Below are 19,499 nucleotides of genomic sequence, written 5' to 3' on the forward strand. Positions count from 1 at the left end.
ACACCAACCTTTAATAATTGTTAAACAATTGTATCCCGTTGCAACGGCATGCTCATGCAATGAAATCCGCCCCGTGCCCGGGAAAGTTCTGCCGATGGCATCAGAATCAATGTGTTTTGTAAACTCTGTGGATCAACCTCATCGTTCTCAAACTTCTTAAGCAGGTCCTTAACTTTTGCTGCGTGAAAGCCATTTTTCTTAAATGCTTCAACCGTTTTATCATTACGGTCGTAACCTAAAACAACTCCTTCTTTGATCGCTAACAGGTTGCAAGAATCTGTCCACTGCTCACGTGCATCGTAAGGGAAAGTATCATTGCCTGAGTAGATAAACTTAGTAGGTTCCTGGCTTTTTAGATCATTTTGGCTGATGTCATTGAGCAAGTCTTCTATACTATTAAACGTATGCGGCTTTTTCTTTCCTTTTTCAAATTGGATGATATCTGTACGATCTTTTTCCTTCACCTTCTTATCGGCAAACCAAGCGATAGGCTCACTGTCCTCGGCGGGTGTTTGCGTAGTTGCCAACGAGTGTAACAACACCCAAACATTGCGTTTAACCTGGGTAAACACCGTATCAATGTGCATATAATCACGACGATGCGGAATTTTTACTATGGTGATCTTTTTAACTACATCGTTGGCAAAAAGTAGTTTAATAGCCTCGTTGGCGCCGCTTACAGACGTACGCTCACTACAACCAATAATTAAATGGTCAGCGCTGATCATCATCACGTCGCCGCCTTCCAGTGTTGTCTTTTCGTCCTGATCCTCGCCGGGGCGTAGAAAGTGCTGTACGGTTTCAGGGATCTCCAAAATGTTATGCCGGTAACCGGCAAATAGCGGATGATTAAAGAAAATATAACGGGCCAGCAAAGTCTCGCGCGAGCGGGCTTTTTTTGCCGGTTTGTTGAGCAGCATATAATTATTTATAGCGATGCCGATATCTCTCGAAAAAATCAAATTTGGGATAGGTGCAAAGATCATCTCGTTGCTATCCAATGACCCTGATATAAAGATTTTGGCCAGTTCGATAGGAGCGGTGTCTGTCAGCGTTTGCTGCAGGCGATAATTGCAACTTTCTATAGCGCAAACCGATGCTGTTAATTTGTTGCGGATATCCTCATCCTCCAAAATGTCTGCCAGCAGACTTTGTATCTCTATAACTTTATCAGACGCGTAAAACTCTTGATGATCTGGTTTAAAAAAGTTTCGGTCATTCTCGCGGGCATCAATGTCTTTTAGTTTGCCTTTTATTTTAGCCGGATCTAAAAAGTAAAGCAGCAGTTTAACATAATAATCATACTCGTTTTTACGCATGCTGTCCAGGTGTACAATGTCTTCAAAAAGCCAGTCTTGCGCTTTAGAAGGTACTACCCGCCCAAGGCCGCTGTCGGGGCTGTGAATCAACAAGGCGCGCAGGTCGCCAATTTCTGAACTTACATCTAACTTGAAATCTTTACCGGGTAGTATCATATAGGTATTTAATGTCACAAAGCTATTCAGAATAATTATGATTTCAATTAATGATGTTTTGATTTCAGATTTGTTGTAGCGTAGCAATAGCAGTGCTTAATCTTTAACCAGATTTCCCGACTAAATTGTTAATTTTGCCGCATGAATTTTATTATTAATGCCACTGTTAAAGCCGTAAAAACACTGTATCAAACAGACATCAATCCGTCTGATATCAGCTTGCAGGAAACGCGCAAGGAGTTTGAAGGGCAGGTTACCATTGTTACTTTTCCGTTCACCAGGTTCTCTAAAAAATCGCCGGAGCAAACGGGCGCCGAGATCGGAGAATATTTGAAAAATGAACTGAGTGAGGTATCGGCGTTTAACGTAATAAAAGGATTTTTAAATATTTCTATAGTCAGCATTTATTGGATCGATCAACTAAATAAAGTTATTTCTGCCGATGATTTTGCCGTAGCTAAGCCCAACGGTAAAAAGGTGATGGTCGAATATTCATCGCCCAATACCAATAAGCCGCTGCACCTGGGCCACGTGCGTAATAATCTTTTAGGATATTCAGTTACGCAGATACTGGATGCTGCAGGTTATGAGGTTATTAAAGCTAATTTGGTGAATGATAGGGGTATACACATTTGCAAATCGATGCTGGCCTGGCAAAAGTTTGGTAATGGCGAAACGCCTGAGTCGACCGGCGAAAAAGGTGATCATTTGGTAGGTAAGTACTATGTAATTTTCGACAAAGAATATAAAAAGCAAATTGATGATCTAAAGCAAGCCGGCCAAACCGAAGAAGAAGCTAAAAAGAATGCCCCTTTAATTAAAGAAGCCCAAGAAATGCTTTTGCAATGGGAAGCAGGTGATGATAAAGTAATTGACCTGTGGCAAACCATGAATGGCTGGGTATATGAAGGTTTTGCAACAACCTATCATAAAATGGGGGTGAACTTTGATAAATATTACTACGAAAGCAACACCTATTTATTAGGAAAAGATATTGTTGAAGAAGGCCTGGCAAGCGGCGTATTCTTTAAAAAAGAAGACGGCTCGGTCTGGATTGATCTGACTGATGAAGGCCTTGACCAAAAACTGGTATTACGTGCCGATGGTACTTCGGTTTATATTACCCAGGACATGGGAACCGCGCAGCTGAAATACGACGACTACCAAATGGACGAGTCTATTTATGTAGTGGGTAACGAGCAGGATTATCACTTTAAGGTGTTATTCCTGATCCTTCAAAAACTGGGTAAAAGCTGGGCCAAAGGATTATATCACTTGTCGTACGGCATGGTTGATCTACCTTCTGGTAAAATGAAATCTCGTGAAGGAACTGTGGTTGATGCTGATGATTTGATTGCCGAAATGGAATCAACAGCCAAAGAACAAACCGAGGCTTTGGGTAAGATTAATGATTTTAGCGACGAAGAAAAAGAACAACTGTACCACACCATTGGTATGGGGGCCTTGAAATATTTCTTGTTAAAAGTTGACCCAAAAAAACGTTTATTGTTTGATCCGAACGAGTCTGTAGATTTCCAGGGACATACCGGGCCATTTATACAATATACACACGCTCGTATAAAGTCAGTGTTAAACAGGGCAACTATTACCGGCGTAGAAACAGAACCTGCTGAACTAGCGCCCGAAGAACGTGATCTGATTTTACTATTAACTCAATTTCCGGGTATCATACAACAAGCTGCTGCCGGCTACAATCCGGGATTGGTGGCCAATTATTCTTATGAGGTGGCTAAGGGCTACAATAAGTTTTATCATGAACATTCTATATTACAAGCCGAAGATGAATTAGTGAAACAGTTTAGATTAAAGCTTTCAGCATCATCGGCAAAAGTTATTAGTAGGGCAATGGCTTTGTTAGGGATACTAGTGCCGGAGCGCATGTGATTTTCGTCGATTAAAAACCTACGGTTTTAAAGTGGGCTATAATCGTAAGGCTACTAACTAAAACATCTAACATTACACTATATCTATTTAAAGACTGAACTTATTCGCTATTAATAGCGTATAAATAAATATGTAATAAGTCGAAGAAATAATATTTAAAATGGCCCGAATATTGTGTTAATTCAAACGACTCTGCATCTACTTATTGAAAAATTGAAACATGAAAGATATAATTTTACCAAATCATCAAAATTATCATCGCAACTTATCATATTCGGATCCCGAACGCATGCGATATAATAGGATTAAAATAAATATTGTATTGATATCAACCATTTTAGGGGTTTGTGTTACAATGCGCATGTCTGATAAAAAAGCCCAACGGGACCTGAATGAGAATACAAAGCAGCGCTATTTTGATGCACCAAAGCTTAATCAGTTTTCGAAATTTAATTATAGCCAGGTAGCTTAGCCATATTGCTTTAGGTTAAGTCAAAATTAATATTGGTGTTCAAAAAAACAACCACTTTCTAGTATACTATACACAACTGTCATCTTATATATACGAGATGACTTTTTTTATTATGTTTGTTAACCAAACATCTTTAAAAATTATGAACAAAAAACAATCATTATTGCTGGCAGCGATACTTGCAGCAAGTACGTTGGTAGCTAATGCTCAAATGAAGCATGAGGATACTGAAGTTTACGAACCAGTTCCAAATGTAGTTACCCCGGGAAAAACCAACACCGACGCTCCGTCAGACGCAACGGTATTGTTTGATGGAAAAAGTCTTGACCAGTGGACTATGACTGATCATCGTGGTGATGCGGCTTCATGGAACGTTGCTGATGGCATACTGACCGTTAATAAACATAGCGGAAATATCGAAACCAAAAAATCATTTTCGAACTATCAGTTGCATGTAGAATGGCGCATACCTACCAATATTACGGGCAGCGATCAGGCACGTGGTAACAGTGGCGTATTCCTGGCATCTCTGGGTGGGGGCGACGCTGGTTATGAACTGCAGGTACTTGATTCTTACAAAAATAAAACTTATGTAAACGGCCAGGCCGGTAGTATTTATAAACAATTTATTCCATTGGTTAACCCGGCAAAGCCACCCGGCGAATGGCAGACTTATGATGTGATCTGGACCGCACCGACATTTAATGATGACGGCTCTGTTAAAACTCCTGCCAGAGCTACGGTTTTGTTTAATGGCGTATTGGTACAAAATAATGTATCGCTATTGGGTCCAACCGTATTTGTTGGTCATCCAACCTATGACAATGCTAAACATGGTCCTGCTCCAATTAAGCTACAGGCACATGGAGATCATAGCGAACCAATTAGTTACCGTAATATCTGGGTAAGAGAGCTGTAAATATATTTTTTTAGACATATTTCAATAAAAAGCCATTTTGGTGAAACAATTTTCACTAAAATGGCTTTTTTGTTTGAAACAGATTGAGAGAATGAGCTAAATGTTGAGGAATTTTTAAAATAATATTAAGAAATCCCTATTGTCGCTATTTTTTTACATCATTTGATTTTCAACTAATAGTAAATTATTATATTTAAGCAATTAACAATTGTTCTTTAATCAATCACAACAATCATGAAAAAACTTCCCCTGGTTTTTTGCTGTCTATTTTTTGCATGTTCGTCAGAAAAAGAGGTTATAAACAATCAAGTTGTATTTAGCCGGCATCCACAGCCTTTTCATGTTTCAACAGTAGGAGAGTGGCATACTGGGTATAAAATCTATACACTTACAGATGCCAATGATATTTATTTTACAGTTAAAGTAAATGTAGTTAGAGCTTTGAAACGCGGCGATGTGTATGTTCCGTGAATTACTAACCTGTTATTGATAAGTAGCGCCTTATTTATAACTTAGCGACGTAAAGGATTCGATATCCGCAGCTAATTTATAATACAAGCTTATCATGATTAAAGATCTAAATTCACTGAACCAGGTAGCAGAATTTCATACTACATTTAAACACCCTATACTGCCTGAGCCTACTATACCATCCCCTGAACGATGTAAGTTACGCGTTGAGTTGCTGGCCGAAGAACTGAAGGAATTACAGCAAGCCATTAATGACAATGACCTGGTAGAAATAGCCGATGCGTTATGCGACCTGCAGTACGTACTATCCGGCGCTGTACTGGAATTTGGTTTAGGCGAAAAATTCAAAGAACTTTTTGACGAAGTGCATCGCTCAAATATGAGCAAAGCCTGCAAGACCATTGAAGAGGCTGATGCTACCATTGCGCATTATAAAGGCAAAGACAATACCGAATCATACCATAAAGAAATTGATGGCCTGTTTCTGGTTTATCGTACCCAGGACGATAAAACACTGAAATCGATCAATTATTCGCCTGCAGATTTGGGCAAGATATTAGGCTAATTGATGCTGGATATTCTTTATCAGGACGACTATCTGGTTGCTATAAATAAACCGCATGGTTTACTGGTACATCGCTCTACCATAGCTGCCGACGCCAGTGAATTTGCGTTGCAATTGTTAAGAGATCAGGTAGGCGCCAAAGTAAATCCCGCTCACAGGTTAGACAGGGCAACCGGCGGTGTATTGCTTTTTGCGTTTGATAAGGACATCGAGATAGCTATGCAACAGCTATTTGCTGATAATCGCGTTAGCAAAACTTACCTGGCAATTGTAAGGGGGCACACGCCAGATGCAGAGGACATTAATTATCCGCTGAAAAAAGAAAATGGCACTTTACAGGACGCTTTTACCCATTACTCTACTTTAAAACAGGCAGAGTTGCCAGTTCCACTTGGCAAACATGATACCTCCAGATATTCGTTGGTAGAAGTTAAACCTTCTACTGGCCGTATGCATCAAATCAGAAAACATCTGAGTCACGTCAATCATCCTATAATAGGCGATACCACACATGGCTGTAATAAGCAAAATAAGCTTTTCAGAGAACGTTGGGCCATGACAACATTAATGCTTCACGCCTCGCAGCTAAAGTTTAAACATCCGGTAACCGATGTAGAGGTTAACATCGACGCAGCTGTAAATGGCGAATTTGACCGGGTAATGCAGCTGATGGGCTGGTAAATTCCAAACAAACGCGACAGTATATTGTAGTAAAGGCATGACAGATCCGTTAAATTATACAATTTATAAAGATGGTGAAGAGCATAACATCACCATTACCCCGGTAAACCAAAATGTCGCCGGTGGTAATTTATACTCGACAGGCGTGTTCAAACTTACTGAAGGCGAGGTAGGCATGGGCGATATTGTGTTTGACGACCAAATGCAACAATGGGAATACACCGGTATGGGTGATCTAACCCATCAGGACGCGGCAGAAATTGCAGGCTTTATCAAAGTAAATGATACTCGCAATTAAACGCTTCTTAATGTAAAGGTAAATTTACAGGTATTGCAGGTAAACATTCCTAAATTTACCTTTATACCATCGAACTTAAATTACTGTATCCTTTAAAATGGACGAAATAGAAGATTACTCGGAAAAAATTCACGAACAAAGTAATGAACATGCTCACCACATCCTGCAGGAGGGTAAAGAGCGCTGGGTGTTGTTTGTAGCGCTCTCTACAGCATTAATTGCGGTATTGGCTGCCATAACAGGCTTATTGGCCGGCGAGCACGCAGATGAAGCCATGCTGGCTCAAATTCATTCATCTGACCAATGGGCATTTTACCAGGCCAAAGGCATTAAATCTGAAACACTAAGCGAGGCTAATAAATTATTGGTAGCGTTTGGTAAACCCGCGATAGCGGAAGATCAGGCTAAAATTGCTGCGAACAAAAAAGAGCAGGCTGAGATCAAAGAAAAAGCCGAAGACTTTCAAAAAGAATCGACCATGCATAGCGAGAAGCATAGCATTTTTGCGCATGGTATTACTATGTTTCAGATCTCCATCGCTATTGGGGCCATATCTATCATTGTTAAGCGCAAGAGTTTATGGCTGGTAAGTATGGGCTTTGCCTGTGTTGGAATTGTTTTTTTATTGCAGGGATTGCTATTTTAAATTGATATCAACTTATGAAGAGTTTTGTAGGTAAATATGCTTTGCTGGCTGCTATGTTCATCAGCTATTCGGCTCACGCTCAACTTCAGGAAGACGAAAAGGTGAAACTCATCACCTTAGATCCGGGGCATTTTCATGCCGCATTAGTTCAAAAGACCACTTTACCTGATATTGAGTCTGACGTTTATGTTTATGCACCCAAAGGTCCTGATGTTAAATCTCATCTGGATAAAATAGACGCGTACAACTTTCGCAAAGCCGACCCTACGCATTGGAGCGAAATAGTATATACCGGCCCTGATTTTTTTGAAAAGATGATTGCCGAAAAAAAAGGCAACGTGGTGGTCATGGCCGGTAACAATCGCAAAAAGACCGAGTATATCAAAAAATCAATAGACGCAGGTTTCAATGTATTGGGCGATAAACCGATGGCTATTGATGCAGAGCACTTTGAAATGCTGAAAGAGGCATTTACAAACGCCGCTAAAAAGAAATTGGTATTGTACGATATCATGACCGAGCGTTATGAGATTACCAACACTTTACAGCGCGAGTTTGCCATGATTCCGGAGGTATTTGGCGATCTGAAAAAGGGTACGCCTAAAAACCCCGGCGTTGAGATGCAGAGTGTACACTACTTTTATAAATATGTATCGGGTAATGTACTGAGCAGACCTGACTGGTTTTTTGACACCAAACAACAGGGCGAAGGTTTGCAGGATGTTGGTACGCACCTGGTTGATTTAACGCAATGGGAGTGTTTCCCGGATAAGATTATTAACTATAAAAAGGACATTCAATTTAATAATGCCCGCCGGTGGCCGTCGTATGTTACGTTAAGCCAGTTTAAGGCCATAACTAAACTGGATGGTTTCCCCGACTTTTTGAAAAACAATGTAGTTAAAGACACTATCCTGAAAGTTTACGCAAACGGATCAGTCAACTATAGGCTATTTGGCGTTAACGTTAAGCTCACAGCTAAATGGGCCTATGCTGCGCCTGATAACAGCGGCGATAGTCAGAATTCGGTTTTGCATGGTTCTAAAGCTGATTTGTATGTGCGCCAAACCGCGACAGAGAAATATCTGCCCACGCTGTATATCGAGCCTGTCAATCCATCGGCAGATTATGAGAAGTTGTTAATGGCGCGCTTGAAAGACCTGCAAAAAAAATATGCCGGCATTGATTTAAAAAAGAATGACAAAGGATGGGAGGTTATCATCCCCGAAAAATATAAAGACGGTCACGAGGCGCATTTCGGCCGCGTTACAGAGAAATACCTGGGTTATTTACGAGATGGCGATATGCCAGCCTGGGAAGTGCCTGACATGATTGCTAAGTACTATACAACCACCACCGCACTGGCATTATCAAAAGGTAAGAGTAAAGAATAACCCGATTTTTCTGCAATTAGGCGTATCTTTGCGTCATGATAAAAGAAGCGCTTGGTAAGTTAAAAATAACGGCATTAAACGAGATGCAGAATGCTGCTCTTGCTGCCGACGCTAAGCGTGATTTGATCTTATTATCCCCAACCGGCTCGGGCAAAACACTGGGCTTTTTACTCCCTGTTCTAAAATCAATCCATGCTGACACTAACCAGGTGCAGGTGTTGATATTGGTGCCATCCCGCGAATTAGCCTTACAGATAGAACAAGTTTTTAAAGCAATGAGCACAGGTTTTAAAGTAAACTGCTGCTATGGTGGGCATTCAACCAAAATTGAAAAGAATAACCTATCGCAACCACCAGCGGTACTGATTGGCACGCCGGGACGGATAGCCTATCACGTACGCAACGAAAGTTTTAGTACAGAAGCTGTCCATACATTAGTGTTGGACGAATTTGATAAGGCTCTGGAATTTGGCTTTCAGGACGATATGGCCATGATTATTGGCCAATTGGCTCATTTGGGCAGGCGTATATTAACATCGGCCACAAAAATGGATGAGATACCGGCTTTTACCGGCGTTCATAATGCTGTACAGATTGATTTTTTGCGCGACAAAGTTACTGCGCCAGATATCAGCATTAAAGCCATTAAAACTGCTGCGACAGATAAGTTGGAAGCACTGCTTGCGCTGGTTTGTAAAATAGGGAACCACTCTACACTAGTATTCTGTAATCATCGTGAAGCTGTAGAACGCATCAGTGATCTGTTGTGGAACCATGGTATAGCCAACGGCCTTTATCACGGCGGCATGGAGCAGGAGGATAGAGAGCGGGCTTTGATAAAATTCAGAAACGGTAGTTATCGGTTATTGATTACGACTGACCTAGCATCGCGGGGATTGGATATCCCTGAGGTTGAATATATCGTTCATTATCAGTTACCACCCACCGAAGAAGCTTTTACTCATCGTAATGGCCGCACTGCGCGCATGCACGCCAAGGGCACCGCTTATTTAGTGTTGGCTGATGATGAGTTGCCAAAATATTTAAAGAAAGCGCCGGAGTTGGAAGAATTGCCTGCAAAATTATCATTGCCGCAGGCTACCTCATGGTTAACTTTGTACATAGCTGCCGGCAAAAAAGACAAGGTTAATAAAGTAGATATTGTTGGCCTATTGATGAAGAAAGGCGAGCTGGCTAAAGAAGATGTAGGTTTAATAGAAGTGTTGGATAAAACCTCGTATGTTGCTGTTAAACGTAACCAGATTGAAAAACTGCTACAACGGCTTAAAAACGAAAAGATAAAGAATAAAAAAGTTAAGATTGAAATATCTGAATAATAGCATATGAGCAATAACGATATAATGAAAAAGCTAAGGGTAGCCATGAAGTTTACCGACGACGATATTGTAAAAGTGTTAGAATTGGCAAACTTTCGCATTACCAAAACAGAGTTGGGGGCGATATTCAGGGCCGAAGATCACCCTAACTTTAAGCCTTGCGGCGACCAGATATTGCGTAACTTTTTAAACGGATTAATCATTCATCAACGCGGCCCACGCCCACCGAAAGCGTCAGATACCCCAAAATCCTAACGAGGAACTTCCCGCGTTGAGCTGTGCATAATTTTGGCTTTGCCGCTTTTGATCATTTGCTTCATGGCTGCCGAAAATTCTGTACGGCCACCAAAATCCTGTACCCAATAAAGATTCATTACCCATATACCAACTTCTTTAAAATCGGGATTCATTAAGTTGCGGCAGTGCCCCTCGCTGTGAAACCAGCCGTCTGTAACCTGTTCTATGCTAGTCTGCCCCTGAGCTATGTTTTCGCCTACGGTAAAGCTTTGATAGCCGTCGTGCTTATAACCTGCATCCTCGGCACGATTCATGGCATCGTGGCCGTTTTTACTGATGTGGCTAAAGTATTTTTCAGAAGCCATGTCTTTAGCATGTGCTTTTGCTGCTTTCTCTAAGTCGTCATTCCACACTAATGGTGGGGCAGGAGGCATATGGGTACTGCCGCAGTCGCAACCTACTGCACGGGTTCTATTAATTAATTCCAAAAACTTTTTTTTGAATTTATCGCTACCCAGCGATTGCGCATATGTGTTTGAAATGTGCAACGTTAAGAAAAGCCCACACAAAAAAATCAGATACTTCATTCTTGATAAATATGAATACTTAACGATGGGAACGCGGGTTTATTTTTTTCGTTTCTTTCGCTTTTTGCGTAAGCGGTAAAAGATGGCAAATAAACTGATAAGTCCAATGGCAATAACCAGAACTATAACGAGGCTATTCTCCTGGTATAGTTTAGTTTGGTAGCTTTCCTGCTGACGGTAGATACTTTTTTTTTGACTTGCAAAGTATCTTGAGCTTTGGCCAGTAAACGTTGCTCGCCTTTTAGCAGGCTGTCATTAATGAAGTCGCGCCGTTTGGCAGCGATGTCTGCCTTACTATAATTTTTTAAATGCGTATACAATAAAACATAGCCATCCTGCACCTTTGACTCATCTTTAGCGTAATGGTTTTCTTTGGATAGGGTCAAGGCTTCATTCAAATCGCGCATAGCTAAAGTATAGTCTTTAATCTCCATTTTGATATTAGCCAATACCAGCAACGATGCCATGATATTTGGAACATCTTTTTTTGCCCTTGATAAGGTGTTAGACTGCAATATAAACCATTTAGCCTGTGGATATTTACGTTGCGAACGATAAACCCGTGCCAACGCATCAAAAGAGGTACGTAGGCCAATGGTATCATTCATACCCGAATATAAATGCAATGCCTGATAAGTATAAGTTAATGCCTGTGCCTGGTAAGCTTTTTTAGTTTTGCTATCCAGGTTATCGTAATTTAAATATTGTGCGGCTAGTTGGGTATAAATGGCTGATTTAACCGTGTCGGAAGTAGTGATTTGAAGAAGCTGTTTTAAAGTATCGATATTGGTAGTCATTGGCATAGGCTGGCGCGACGCACTGTCGGCAGGCAAGCTCAAGGCAAATGATTTTAATCCAAATAATAAGGTGATGACAAGTATAGTAAGTCTCTTCATATAATACCGCTTTACACAGCCTGTCAATCTAAATGCAAATAGTATGCCCGGTTAGCTAACTAATTGTATTTAAGGAAGATGTTATTGTGAAAGGGAACTAAATGTAGGGTAAATTATTTTAATATAAAAATATTAGTACAGAAAACTATACAGTTGTCTTTTTATTAACGAATGAAAGCTTCGTAACTGTCCAGAAACCGGGTTAACACAGGTACTTTAAAAAAGAGAAAATTACAGAAGTTAATACCAATAATAGCCGTAGTGATGCCGGCTAAAACATCTAAAACATAATGGTGGCTGGTGTAGATAGCCGTTAACCAAATTCCAACCATAACGGTTATCAAAACTATCTTCATTGGCCCTACATGGTTTTTGAACGCGTAGTAAACCACAATGATAGGATAGGCCGAGTGCAAAGACGGCATAGCTGCGAAAACGTTTGAGCCTTTTTGGTAGATAGATTGAAAGATATGTACGTTGAAGAATTGATCAAACCTGGCCAGGCCGCCGGTATTGCCCGGAGTGTTGGGAATAAAGGTAAATCCATGTTCCTGAATGTACCATGGTGGTGCGGCCGGGAAGGTGTAATAAACCACAAAGCCCAACAAATTCACCACAAAAAACGTCATGGCAAATAGCAAAAACTCACGACGTTTTTTAAAGAAAAGATAAGTGGCAAAACCGAGCGGAACCGGGATCCAGCAAAGGTAGAACAGGCCGCCAATGATGTCGAGTGTGTGGGTTGAATTAGCTTTCCAGTATTCATTGGGTGTAAGTAATTGGCCTTTAAAATGAATGCCAAACAGATGCTTTTCCGTATTGTACAAGTCGGCTATGTGTATAGCACTGAATTTGTAATTTGGGAAAGCCTTCATATAATCAAAAAGGATCCAATAGACAATGAAAATGCTGAAACCCAGTATAAATTTACGAGTAATGGTAGACGCGTAGAATAGCGTATTGAATATGATAACCAATACTACCTGGTCTGACTTAAAACCTACCACCCATGTAGACAGCAGCAGATAAGCTATAGAAAGAATTGTAACCGTTAAAATTGATTTGGCATTAACTACCGGGCCTTTAGCGACAGCACCATTCATTTTTATTTTTTTATAAAATCTGAACGGAAAATCTTATCCCACAGGGGCGAGGTTACACCATATCCTTTTTCGGGGGTTTGATAGTGGTGCAGCATGTGGTGCTGTTTTATTTTTTTCCAGATGTTACCCTTAAAATTAAAGTGGTGGATAGCATAGTGAGAAATATCATAAAACAGGTATCCCAAAATAAATCCCGGGAAGAAACCAAAGACATAGTTGGCTGGCAATATTGCATTCCACAAAAAGTAAAACGCTGTAGCCAACGGGATGCTTACCGATGGGGGTAACACTAAACGTTTAGCATCGCTCGGGTAATCATGGTGTACGCCGTGAAAAATAAAATGCAGACGTAAGCCAATTTTATTTTTCGGTACATAATGGAATACAAAACGGTGCATAATGTACTCAACAAACGTCCACACAAAAAGGCCGATAAAAAAGTATTCGATATAAACCAGTATACCTATTTGCTTTACAAATAGCGCAATGTAGGTACTGACTAAAATTACCGGTACAAAAATAAATACCGGCACCAGAAAGTGAACTTTTGATAAAGCCTCCAACAAGTCGTTTTTAAACATTCTTGTTGATTCTTGTGAATTTGATATAAAATTTTTTGCCATGGTTATTGTCAGGGTTTAAAACGTTCTATGATTTCTCTGCCTGTGTTTGGATCGGTCCCCCTAAACTCAACATAAACAATATTAGGCACCCAAAAAGAGCCGCCCTCTATTTTTGCAAATATACGATTAACCATCATTTGCTTCTGTGCAAGTGTTGCGAAGATATGATATTTTCCGTCGTTTGCTTTCATCAACAGCATCTGAAATTTTTTGTATGATACAAATCTGACATCATACTGATCATTACTCAACTTTTTTATCGTCAGTCCGTATGCGAATTTACGCTGTATATAATTCAGGTCTTCTTTCTCTCCTTTGTTTGCATAACGTATCCAATAGGCGTGGATAGGCTCATCTTCATCAAGGCGCCCGTTTGGTGCATTCAATTCGTAAATTATTGTATTGGCGTTGGGCAGGCGCTGCAAATAAAATAAGCGTTGAATGTTTTCTGCCGGGGCCGCAAATTTGTTTTCGTCTATATAAGGTGGCGGCAAGATCTGTTGCGCCCTCGACTGATTGATTTGTAGAAAAGAACAAACGGTAGTAAACAGTAGTATAATAGATAATCTCATCAATAGGCAACGTTAATTCTTCTCTTGCTTCTCCAATGCGGCTTTAGCGTCTGTTAATCTTTTAAATGCTGTGATATTGGTTAATAGCGCCAGCAAAGTAATAGGTATAGTGAAAATCGACATCGTCTCAAAAATATGATACTTAATACCCGGTACATATAACTTATAATTGCCGCCAATATATAGCGAGCTCACGCCACAAATAATAGCACATAAGCCTATAGTAATTACCCGCTCGGGGCGTTGCATTAACCCGCCTTTAATTTCAACACCCAGACCTTCGGCGCGGGCACGTACATAGCTTACCATCATCGACCCAATTAAAGCAATGAAAGCGAAAATCGAACTCAAGAAATAATGTTGTGCTACCAGGTAATAGCAAATACCAAAGAACATAATCAATTCACTATATCTGTCTAAAACAGAATCATATAATGCACCGAAGGTTGATTTCATGTTACCTAAGCGCGCAACCTGCCCATCAAGCATGTCAAATAATCCTGCGAAAAGAATCAATCCGCCGGCCCAGCCTATGTAACTTAAATCGCCGCGATTGCCTTCTTCGCCGCCTATGACAAATATTACTGCCACACCAATGTTTAATACAAAGCCTATAGTAGTAACCGCGTTAGGGGTAAGGCCAAGTTTAATTAAAATTTTAACAAACGGGTCTATCACCTTGTAAATGCCAAGCTGAAGGTTTGTACGTAAGGAAGTTTGCTGTGCCATTAATTATTGATATCCTTTTTGTTAAAAATCGAGTTTTACCCTTGCACGTACGCCAAACTTTGATACACCCGGGTTATCCAGGTAAGTAAAGCGCCTCACCAAATCTACGCGTAAAAATTTAAATATGTTTTCGACCCCAACACTACCTTCTACATAAGGGGTATTGCCTAAAGCATAGGTAATAGGCGAACCATCACTTCTTACCGGAAATTGGTACAGATCAGGATGTAACTTAGGGTTGTTATTATCGCTCAGTGAACCGTATATCGCTTTAAATGAAGCAACTTCGCGCCATTTTAGTTTTTGCAGCAATGGAATTTTATTAAAGAAGAAACCCATAAAGTGCTGATCTAGATTGATGGCTGCATACTTGTCGCTCACAAACTCCAAAAAGTTCATTAAGTTATATGAATACAGATCGTATGCGTAGGTTTGGTTTGCATTAAAAATGGTAAGTAATGGGTAAGGTACCCGGCCAAATGTTTGACCACCTTCAATAAATCCATCCATATAACCAAATTGCGACAAATAAGTACGCCTGTCTACACGGGCATGTACAGTTTGGTAGTTGTAGCTACCGCCCACGATATTCTTAAAGTCCTGCGTATAATCAAAGCTAATTACCGGGTATTTGCTTGGAATAGGTACGCGGTAAATTTTACCCTGGTAAAATTGCTCGTTAGGGGCATAGCGTAAGTTTAACGACGCTTCGGCGGTAGTCAGGTTGTTAATTCGCCCAAGGTTATTATCAAAATACAAAGACCCTGCAGGCGACTGTGTTAATTTCTTTAAACTCAGCGTGTATGAAAAATGATTTTCATATTCATGTACGTAATCAAATTTGTATAGATCGTCATACAGATACTTATCGTTTTCACCTCGTTTAAAAGACAGTAAGAAGTTGTCTTCTTGTACAAACTGAAGATTAGCTCCCGGAATTTTAGTATCACGGTTAACGCTGGCCCGGATATAATTTTGCGGGAATTTGTAGATCGACTTGTCGTTAAGCGAATAAGTAGCACTTAAAAAGCCTTTCCATTTTTCATCCTTAAAGCCATAAGCTGCGTAAGTTTCAAAATAGTAGCGTTTACTTAGCTCGGGCGTGGTGCGTCCCCCTAACCTAAGTTTAAAGCCCTCAATTGGATTGAAACTATAGAATGAGTTTGATGGACCTAATTCAAACCAACCGAATGATTTATAACCGGCAAGTAACAAAGTAGCAATATCCAGCGTACGCTTAAATGATTTCATGTGCGACAAGCTGTCGATATTTTTATAAACTTTTGCCTCTGCAGTGGTCAGGGTATCTAACCTGTTTTGTTGCCAGAATTGTTCAGGGCGATGCGATACTTCGTTAGATATAGCATCGTCTTCCACACCTTTTTTATAAGCAGTATCTGCCCGCGGCTTATTAACAGCATAGTTTTTATATACCAACGTTCTGATCCCAAACAAGCCACTGTTTTTATTTTTGTTAACTCCAAAATCGGCCAAATTGGTACTCTTACTTAAATGATAGCGCCCATCAGGATTCTGCTCAAACTCCAGGTCTATATTCATCGTCTTAACAAAGTTTAAGTTGATGTTTTTATTGATACCTAATTTGGCTTTTTGAACCGCATAATTGCCATCAAGTGTGATATAGATTTTACCTTCAAACAGCATATCTTCCAGGTTGCGTGGCGTAAAACTCAGTTCAACCAGTTTTTGGCCGCTATCAAGCGTAACCGTATCTGTTATAAAATATTTATAAAATGTTGGACCGCCATTTGCTATTGGGCTTAAAAAGTTGTTGGTCATAAGGTTGATACTATTTTCGTAAATATCAACCTTGGCATACATATATTTAAAAAGTGCTGTTACACCTTCTTTGTCTATGGAGCCGCCATAGTCAACAGTACGCGTGCCTAAAACAACGCTTCTTTCTTTTTCTGGATTTTTGCGATAATAATACTGCGATAGTTTCTCGTCTAAATAAATAGGCAACAAAGATTTGCCGGGTACAGTTGTACTATCGCGATTTTGAAGAACAAAATTGTATTTCTGTAAAAATTTTTTCTGAGCGATTTTTGCCGACAAGTTAGCAATCGAGAACATCATCTTGTCATACTCGCGATACTCAACATAATTGTAAGCTTCGGGTCTGTTCAGGTCGCGATGCGCAATAACCTGCCTGATCAATTCCACAGCCGGGTTGCCTTTGTTACGATAGCGTGGCTTTTTACCGGCTTTTACATCAACCTCGGTAAGTTCGGTTTCGGCAGGTATTAACTTGATATTAACCACTTGCGACATGCCGGGCGTGATGTTGATAAACGCATCTTTGTAGCCCACAAAACTAGCCTTGATCTGTTTAACCGATTTGTCAGTAGAAATAGAAAAACGACCTTCGCTATTGGTTGGCCCTCCTATGGTAGTACCGGCAAACCCCACTGTAACGTAAGGCATTGTTTCATGAGTTTTTGACCCACCATCTGTTATCACACCGGTGACACGGGTAATTTGGGCAAATAATGAAGAGGTATATAATAACAAGAAAGCTAAAAATGAGAGCCTTCGGAATATAATTTTAGAATCCATGTACATCTTTTATACAAACTCACTTTGCGGGCCGTTATTTTATTGTCACAGATTTTTTAACAGGTTAAATTTTTGTTAAATAATCTTCAAAAAATAGCCCTAAATGTGGGTTTTTAAACGGCAGCAAAGGTAAATAAATACAATAGACTTCTGTGGTCAAAAAGTCAAATAAGAGATTCAGTCGACAAAATTTAGCAGGTTTTACTAAATTTTGACATTAAATAAATTAATCCAGATAATTAGATGTAAAACCAGGTTGGCATAGACGCCGGCCAACAGATCGTCGGCCATAACACCCCAGCCGCCGGGAAGCGCTTCAAGTTTGCGGATGAACAACGGTTTTAAAATGTCAAAAAATCTGAAAAGGACAAAGCCAATAACTATATTCAATATAGTTGCCGGTACAAAAAGCACGCTTACAAATAAGCCCGCAACTTCATCAATAACTACGCGGCCATGATCTTTACCCCAAATGGGTTCAACTTTATTGCCGCTCCAAATGCCTAACGCGGTCACAACCAGTGTGAGCAATAGCGAAGGAATTAATGGCGGATAGCCAACGTGAAACAATAAATACCAGCAAACGCAAGCAAAAAAGGCCGCTACCGTGCCCACACCTTTACCTAAGTAACCGATGCCAAAAACAGTAGCGGCCAGTTTATGAAACAACATGTTATTTTGCGTCAACCAGTTCTTCGTAGTAATCTAATCCCAGGTGGGTAATCAGATCTTCGCCCATTAAATAGCGTAACGTATTCTCTAGTTTGATCAGTTGTTTAAATATATCGTTCTCTGCAGGTAAGCCCGGTGCAGTTTGTGGCGATTTTAAGTAGAATGACAACCATTCCTGAACACCACTCATGCCGGCACGTTTAGCAAAATCACTAAATAAAGCCAAGTCTAAAGCGATAGGTGCAGCCAGAATTGAATCGCGGCACAAAAAGTTGATCTTGATTTGCATTTTGTAACCTAACCAGCCAAAAATGTCGATGTTGTCCCAGCTCTCTTTGTTATCACCATGTGGCGGGTAGTAGTTGATACGGATCTTGTGGAAAATGTCGCCATATAATTCGGGATTGTCTTCCGGTTTGAAAATGTCTTCCAAAACGCCCAGTTTTGAAACTTCTTTAGTTTTAAAGTTATCCGGATCATCTAGTACTAAACCATCGCGGTTACCTAAGATATTGGTAGAGAACCAACCATTAACACCCAATGATCTGGCAGCCAAGCCTGGTGCCAGGATGGTTTTCATTAAAGTTTGACCGGTTTTAAAATCTTTACCTGCAATAGGGGTTTCAGTGATTTTAGCCAGGTCGATCAATGCAGGGATGTCAACCGTTAAGTTTGGCGCACCGTTAGCAAAAGGTATACCCAGTTTTAAAGCTGCGTAAGCGTAGATCATACTTGGCGCAATCAATTTGTCGTCGGCTTTTAAACCAGCTTCAAATTTATCTAAAGTGCTGTGTACGTCTGATGCTTCGTAATAGATTTCGGTTGAACCGCACCATACCAAAACCACACGGTCAAGACCGTTTTGCTCTTTAAAGCTTTGGATATCTTCCATTACCTGTTGAGCCAGCTCATAACGGGTACCGGTTTTTACGTGGGTAGCAGTTAGGTTTTTAGCGTAGTTTTGATCAAATGCAGCCTTCATTGGCTTTATTTGTTCTAATTCTTCTTTAACAGCGTACAATAAACCGGCGTCTAACACCTTAGCGTTCATTGCAGACTCATATACGTTATCTGTATATACGTCCCAACCACCCCAAACAATATCGTTTAAACTGGCCAATGGCACAAAGTCTTTAACTTTAGGGCGACGGTTTTCTGTACGTTTGCCTAGGCGGATTGTACCCATTTGGGTAAGTGAACCAATTGGCTGTGAAATTCCTTTTTTTACTGCTTCAACTCCGGCTATTAATGTAGTGGCTACTGCGCCTAATCCCGGAAGCAAAATACCAAGTTTACCCTCGGCAGGTTTGATGTTGCTTTTCATTTGTAATGTAATA

20 protein-coding genes are annotated in these 19,499 nt (G+C 40.3%); 10 read left to right on the forward strand and 10 right to left on the reverse strand.

From position 1 onward, the window contains the following. Window positions 1-20 precede the first annotated feature (20 nt). Window positions 21-1,475: an arginine deiminase family protein gene (locus HB679_RS03295; RefSeq protein ID WP_214070506.1), complete on the reverse strand. Its 1,455-nt coding sequence runs from the start codon at window positions 1,473-1,475 to the stop codon at window positions 21-23. Window positions 1,476-1,616: 141 nt separating this feature from the next. On the opposite strand from HB679_RS03295, the gene argS reads away from it, so the two are divergent. The 10 genes from argS (at window position 1,617) to HB679_RS03345 (ending at window position 10,418) form a co-directional block, all read left to right on the forward strand. Then, window positions 1,617-3,380 carry an arginine--tRNA ligase gene (argS, locus tag HB679_RS03300; protein ID WP_214070507.1) on the forward strand — a complete coding sequence of 588 codons (1,764 nt, stop codon included), beginning with the start codon at window positions 1,617-1,619 and terminating at the stop codon, window positions 3,378-3,380. A 614-nt stretch (window positions 3,381-3,994) separates the two neighbouring features. Next, window positions 3,995-4,771 (forward strand): DUF1080 domain-containing protein, encoded by a 777-nt coding sequence (locus HB679_RS03305; protein ID WP_214070508.1) that lies wholly within the window; start codon window positions 3,995-3,997, stop codon window positions 4,769-4,771. 234 nt (window positions 4,772-5,005) lie between these two features. Next, on the forward strand, window positions 5,006-5,242 hold the full coding sequence (locus HB679_RS03310) for a hypothetical protein (RefSeq protein WP_214070509.1): 237 nt from the start codon (window positions 5,006-5,008) through the stop codon (window positions 5,240-5,242). A gap of 94 nt (window positions 5,243-5,336) precedes the next feature. Then, complete coding sequence (locus HB679_RS03315; RefSeq protein ID WP_218625285.1) at window positions 5,337-5,807, forward strand: nucleoside triphosphate pyrophosphohydrolase family protein; 471 nt, start codon at window positions 5,337-5,339, stop codon at window positions 5,805-5,807. Between the two features lie 3 nt (window positions 5,808-5,810). After that, window positions 5,811-6,488, forward strand: coding sequence for a pseudouridine synthase (locus HB679_RS03320; RefSeq protein ID WP_214070510.1), 678 nt, complete (start codon window positions 5,811-5,813; stop codon window positions 6,486-6,488). Window positions 6,489-6,525: 37 nt separating this feature from the next. Next, window positions 6,526-6,786 (forward strand): hypothetical protein, encoded by a 261-nt coding sequence (locus HB679_RS03325; protein WP_214070511.1) that lies wholly within the window; start codon window positions 6,526-6,528, stop codon window positions 6,784-6,786. Between the two features lie 97 nt (window positions 6,787-6,883). Next, window positions 6,884-7,432 carry a DUF4337 domain-containing protein gene (locus HB679_RS03330; RefSeq protein ID WP_214070512.1) on the forward strand — a complete coding sequence of 183 codons (549 nt, stop codon included), beginning with the start codon at window positions 6,884-6,886 and terminating at the stop codon, window positions 7,430-7,432. A gap of 14 nt (window positions 7,433-7,446) precedes the next feature. Further along, window positions 7,447-8,826, forward strand: coding sequence for a putative oxidoreductase C-terminal domain-containing protein (locus HB679_RS03335; RefSeq protein WP_255547529.1), 1,380 nt, complete (start codon window positions 7,447-7,449; stop codon window positions 8,824-8,826). 35 nt (window positions 8,827-8,861) lie between these two features. Beyond that, on the forward strand, window positions 8,862-10,163 hold the full coding sequence (locus tag HB679_RS03340; protein ID WP_214070513.1) for a DEAD/DEAH box helicase: 1,302 nt from the start codon (window positions 8,862-8,864) through the stop codon (window positions 10,161-10,163). A gap of 24 nt (window positions 10,164-10,187) precedes the next feature. Continuing rightward, a complete protein-coding gene (locus tag HB679_RS03345; RefSeq protein ID WP_255547530.1) occupies window positions 10,188-10,418 on the forward strand; it encodes a DUF1456 family protein in 231 nt (76 codons plus the stop codon). Here HB679_RS03345 and HB679_RS03350 read toward each other — a convergent pair. The 9 genes from HB679_RS03350 to HB679_RS03390 all read right to left on the reverse strand — a co-directional run bounded on the left by HB679_RS03350 (window position 10,415) and on the right by HB679_RS03390 (window position 19,486). Next, the gene (locus tag HB679_RS03350; RefSeq protein WP_214070515.1) at window positions 10,415-10,888 is read right to left on the reverse strand and encodes a CAP domain-containing protein; all 474 of its coding nucleotides are present in this window, start codon (window positions 10,886-10,888) and stop codon (window positions 10,415-10,417) included. The genes HB679_RS03345 and HB679_RS03350 overlap by 4 nt on opposite strands. A gap of 221 nt (window positions 10,889-11,109) precedes the next feature. Beyond that, window positions 11,110-11,883, reverse strand: coding sequence for a hypothetical protein (locus HB679_RS03355; RefSeq protein ID WP_214070516.1), 774 nt, complete (start codon window positions 11,881-11,883; stop codon window positions 11,110-11,112). 164 nt (window positions 11,884-12,047) lie between these two features. Continuing rightward, window positions 12,048-12,986, reverse strand: a complete 939-nt coding sequence (locus HB679_RS03360) for a phosphatase PAP2 family protein (protein WP_214070517.1) — start codon at window positions 12,984-12,986, stop codon at window positions 12,048-12,050. A gap of 2 nt (window positions 12,987-12,988) precedes the next feature. Next, window positions 12,989-13,567 (reverse strand): sterol desaturase family protein, encoded by a 579-nt coding sequence (locus tag HB679_RS03365; protein WP_255547531.1) that lies wholly within the window; start codon window positions 13,565-13,567, stop codon window positions 12,989-12,991. Window positions 13,568-13,617: 50 nt separating this feature from the next. Beyond that, the gene (locus HB679_RS03370; RefSeq protein ID WP_214070519.1) at window positions 13,618-14,181 is read right to left on the reverse strand and encodes a DUF4833 domain-containing protein; all 564 of its coding nucleotides are present in this window, start codon (window positions 14,179-14,181) and stop codon (window positions 13,618-13,620) included. Window positions 14,182-14,193: 12 nt separating this feature from the next. Continuing rightward, window positions 14,194-14,910 carry a CDP-alcohol phosphatidyltransferase family protein gene (locus HB679_RS03375; protein ID WP_214070520.1) on the reverse strand — a complete coding sequence of 239 codons (717 nt, stop codon included), beginning with the start codon at window positions 14,908-14,910 and terminating at the stop codon, window positions 14,194-14,196. A 21-nt stretch (window positions 14,911-14,931) separates the two neighbouring features. Continuing rightward, complete coding sequence (locus tag HB679_RS03380; RefSeq protein ID WP_214070521.1) at window positions 14,932-17,490, reverse strand: DUF5686 and carboxypeptidase-like regulatory domain-containing protein; 2,559 nt, start codon at window positions 17,488-17,490, stop codon at window positions 14,932-14,934. 204 nt (window positions 17,491-17,694) lie between these two features. Next, the gene (locus tag HB679_RS03385; RefSeq protein WP_214070522.1) at window positions 17,695-18,162 is read right to left on the reverse strand and encodes a phosphatidylglycerophosphatase A; all 468 of its coding nucleotides are present in this window, start codon (window positions 18,160-18,162) and stop codon (window positions 17,695-17,697) included. Between the two features lies 1 nt (window position 18,163). Beyond that, window positions 18,164-19,486: an inositol-3-phosphate synthase gene (locus HB679_RS03390; protein WP_214070523.1), complete on the reverse strand. Its 1,323-nt coding sequence runs from the start codon at window positions 19,484-19,486 to the stop codon at window positions 18,164-18,166. Window positions 19,487-19,499 lie beyond the last annotated feature (13 nt).

Source organism: Mucilaginibacter sp. dw_454, assembly GCF_018449775.1.
Taxonomy (GTDB): Bacteria; Bacteroidota; Bacteroidia; order Sphingobacteriales; family Sphingobacteriaceae; genus Mucilaginibacter.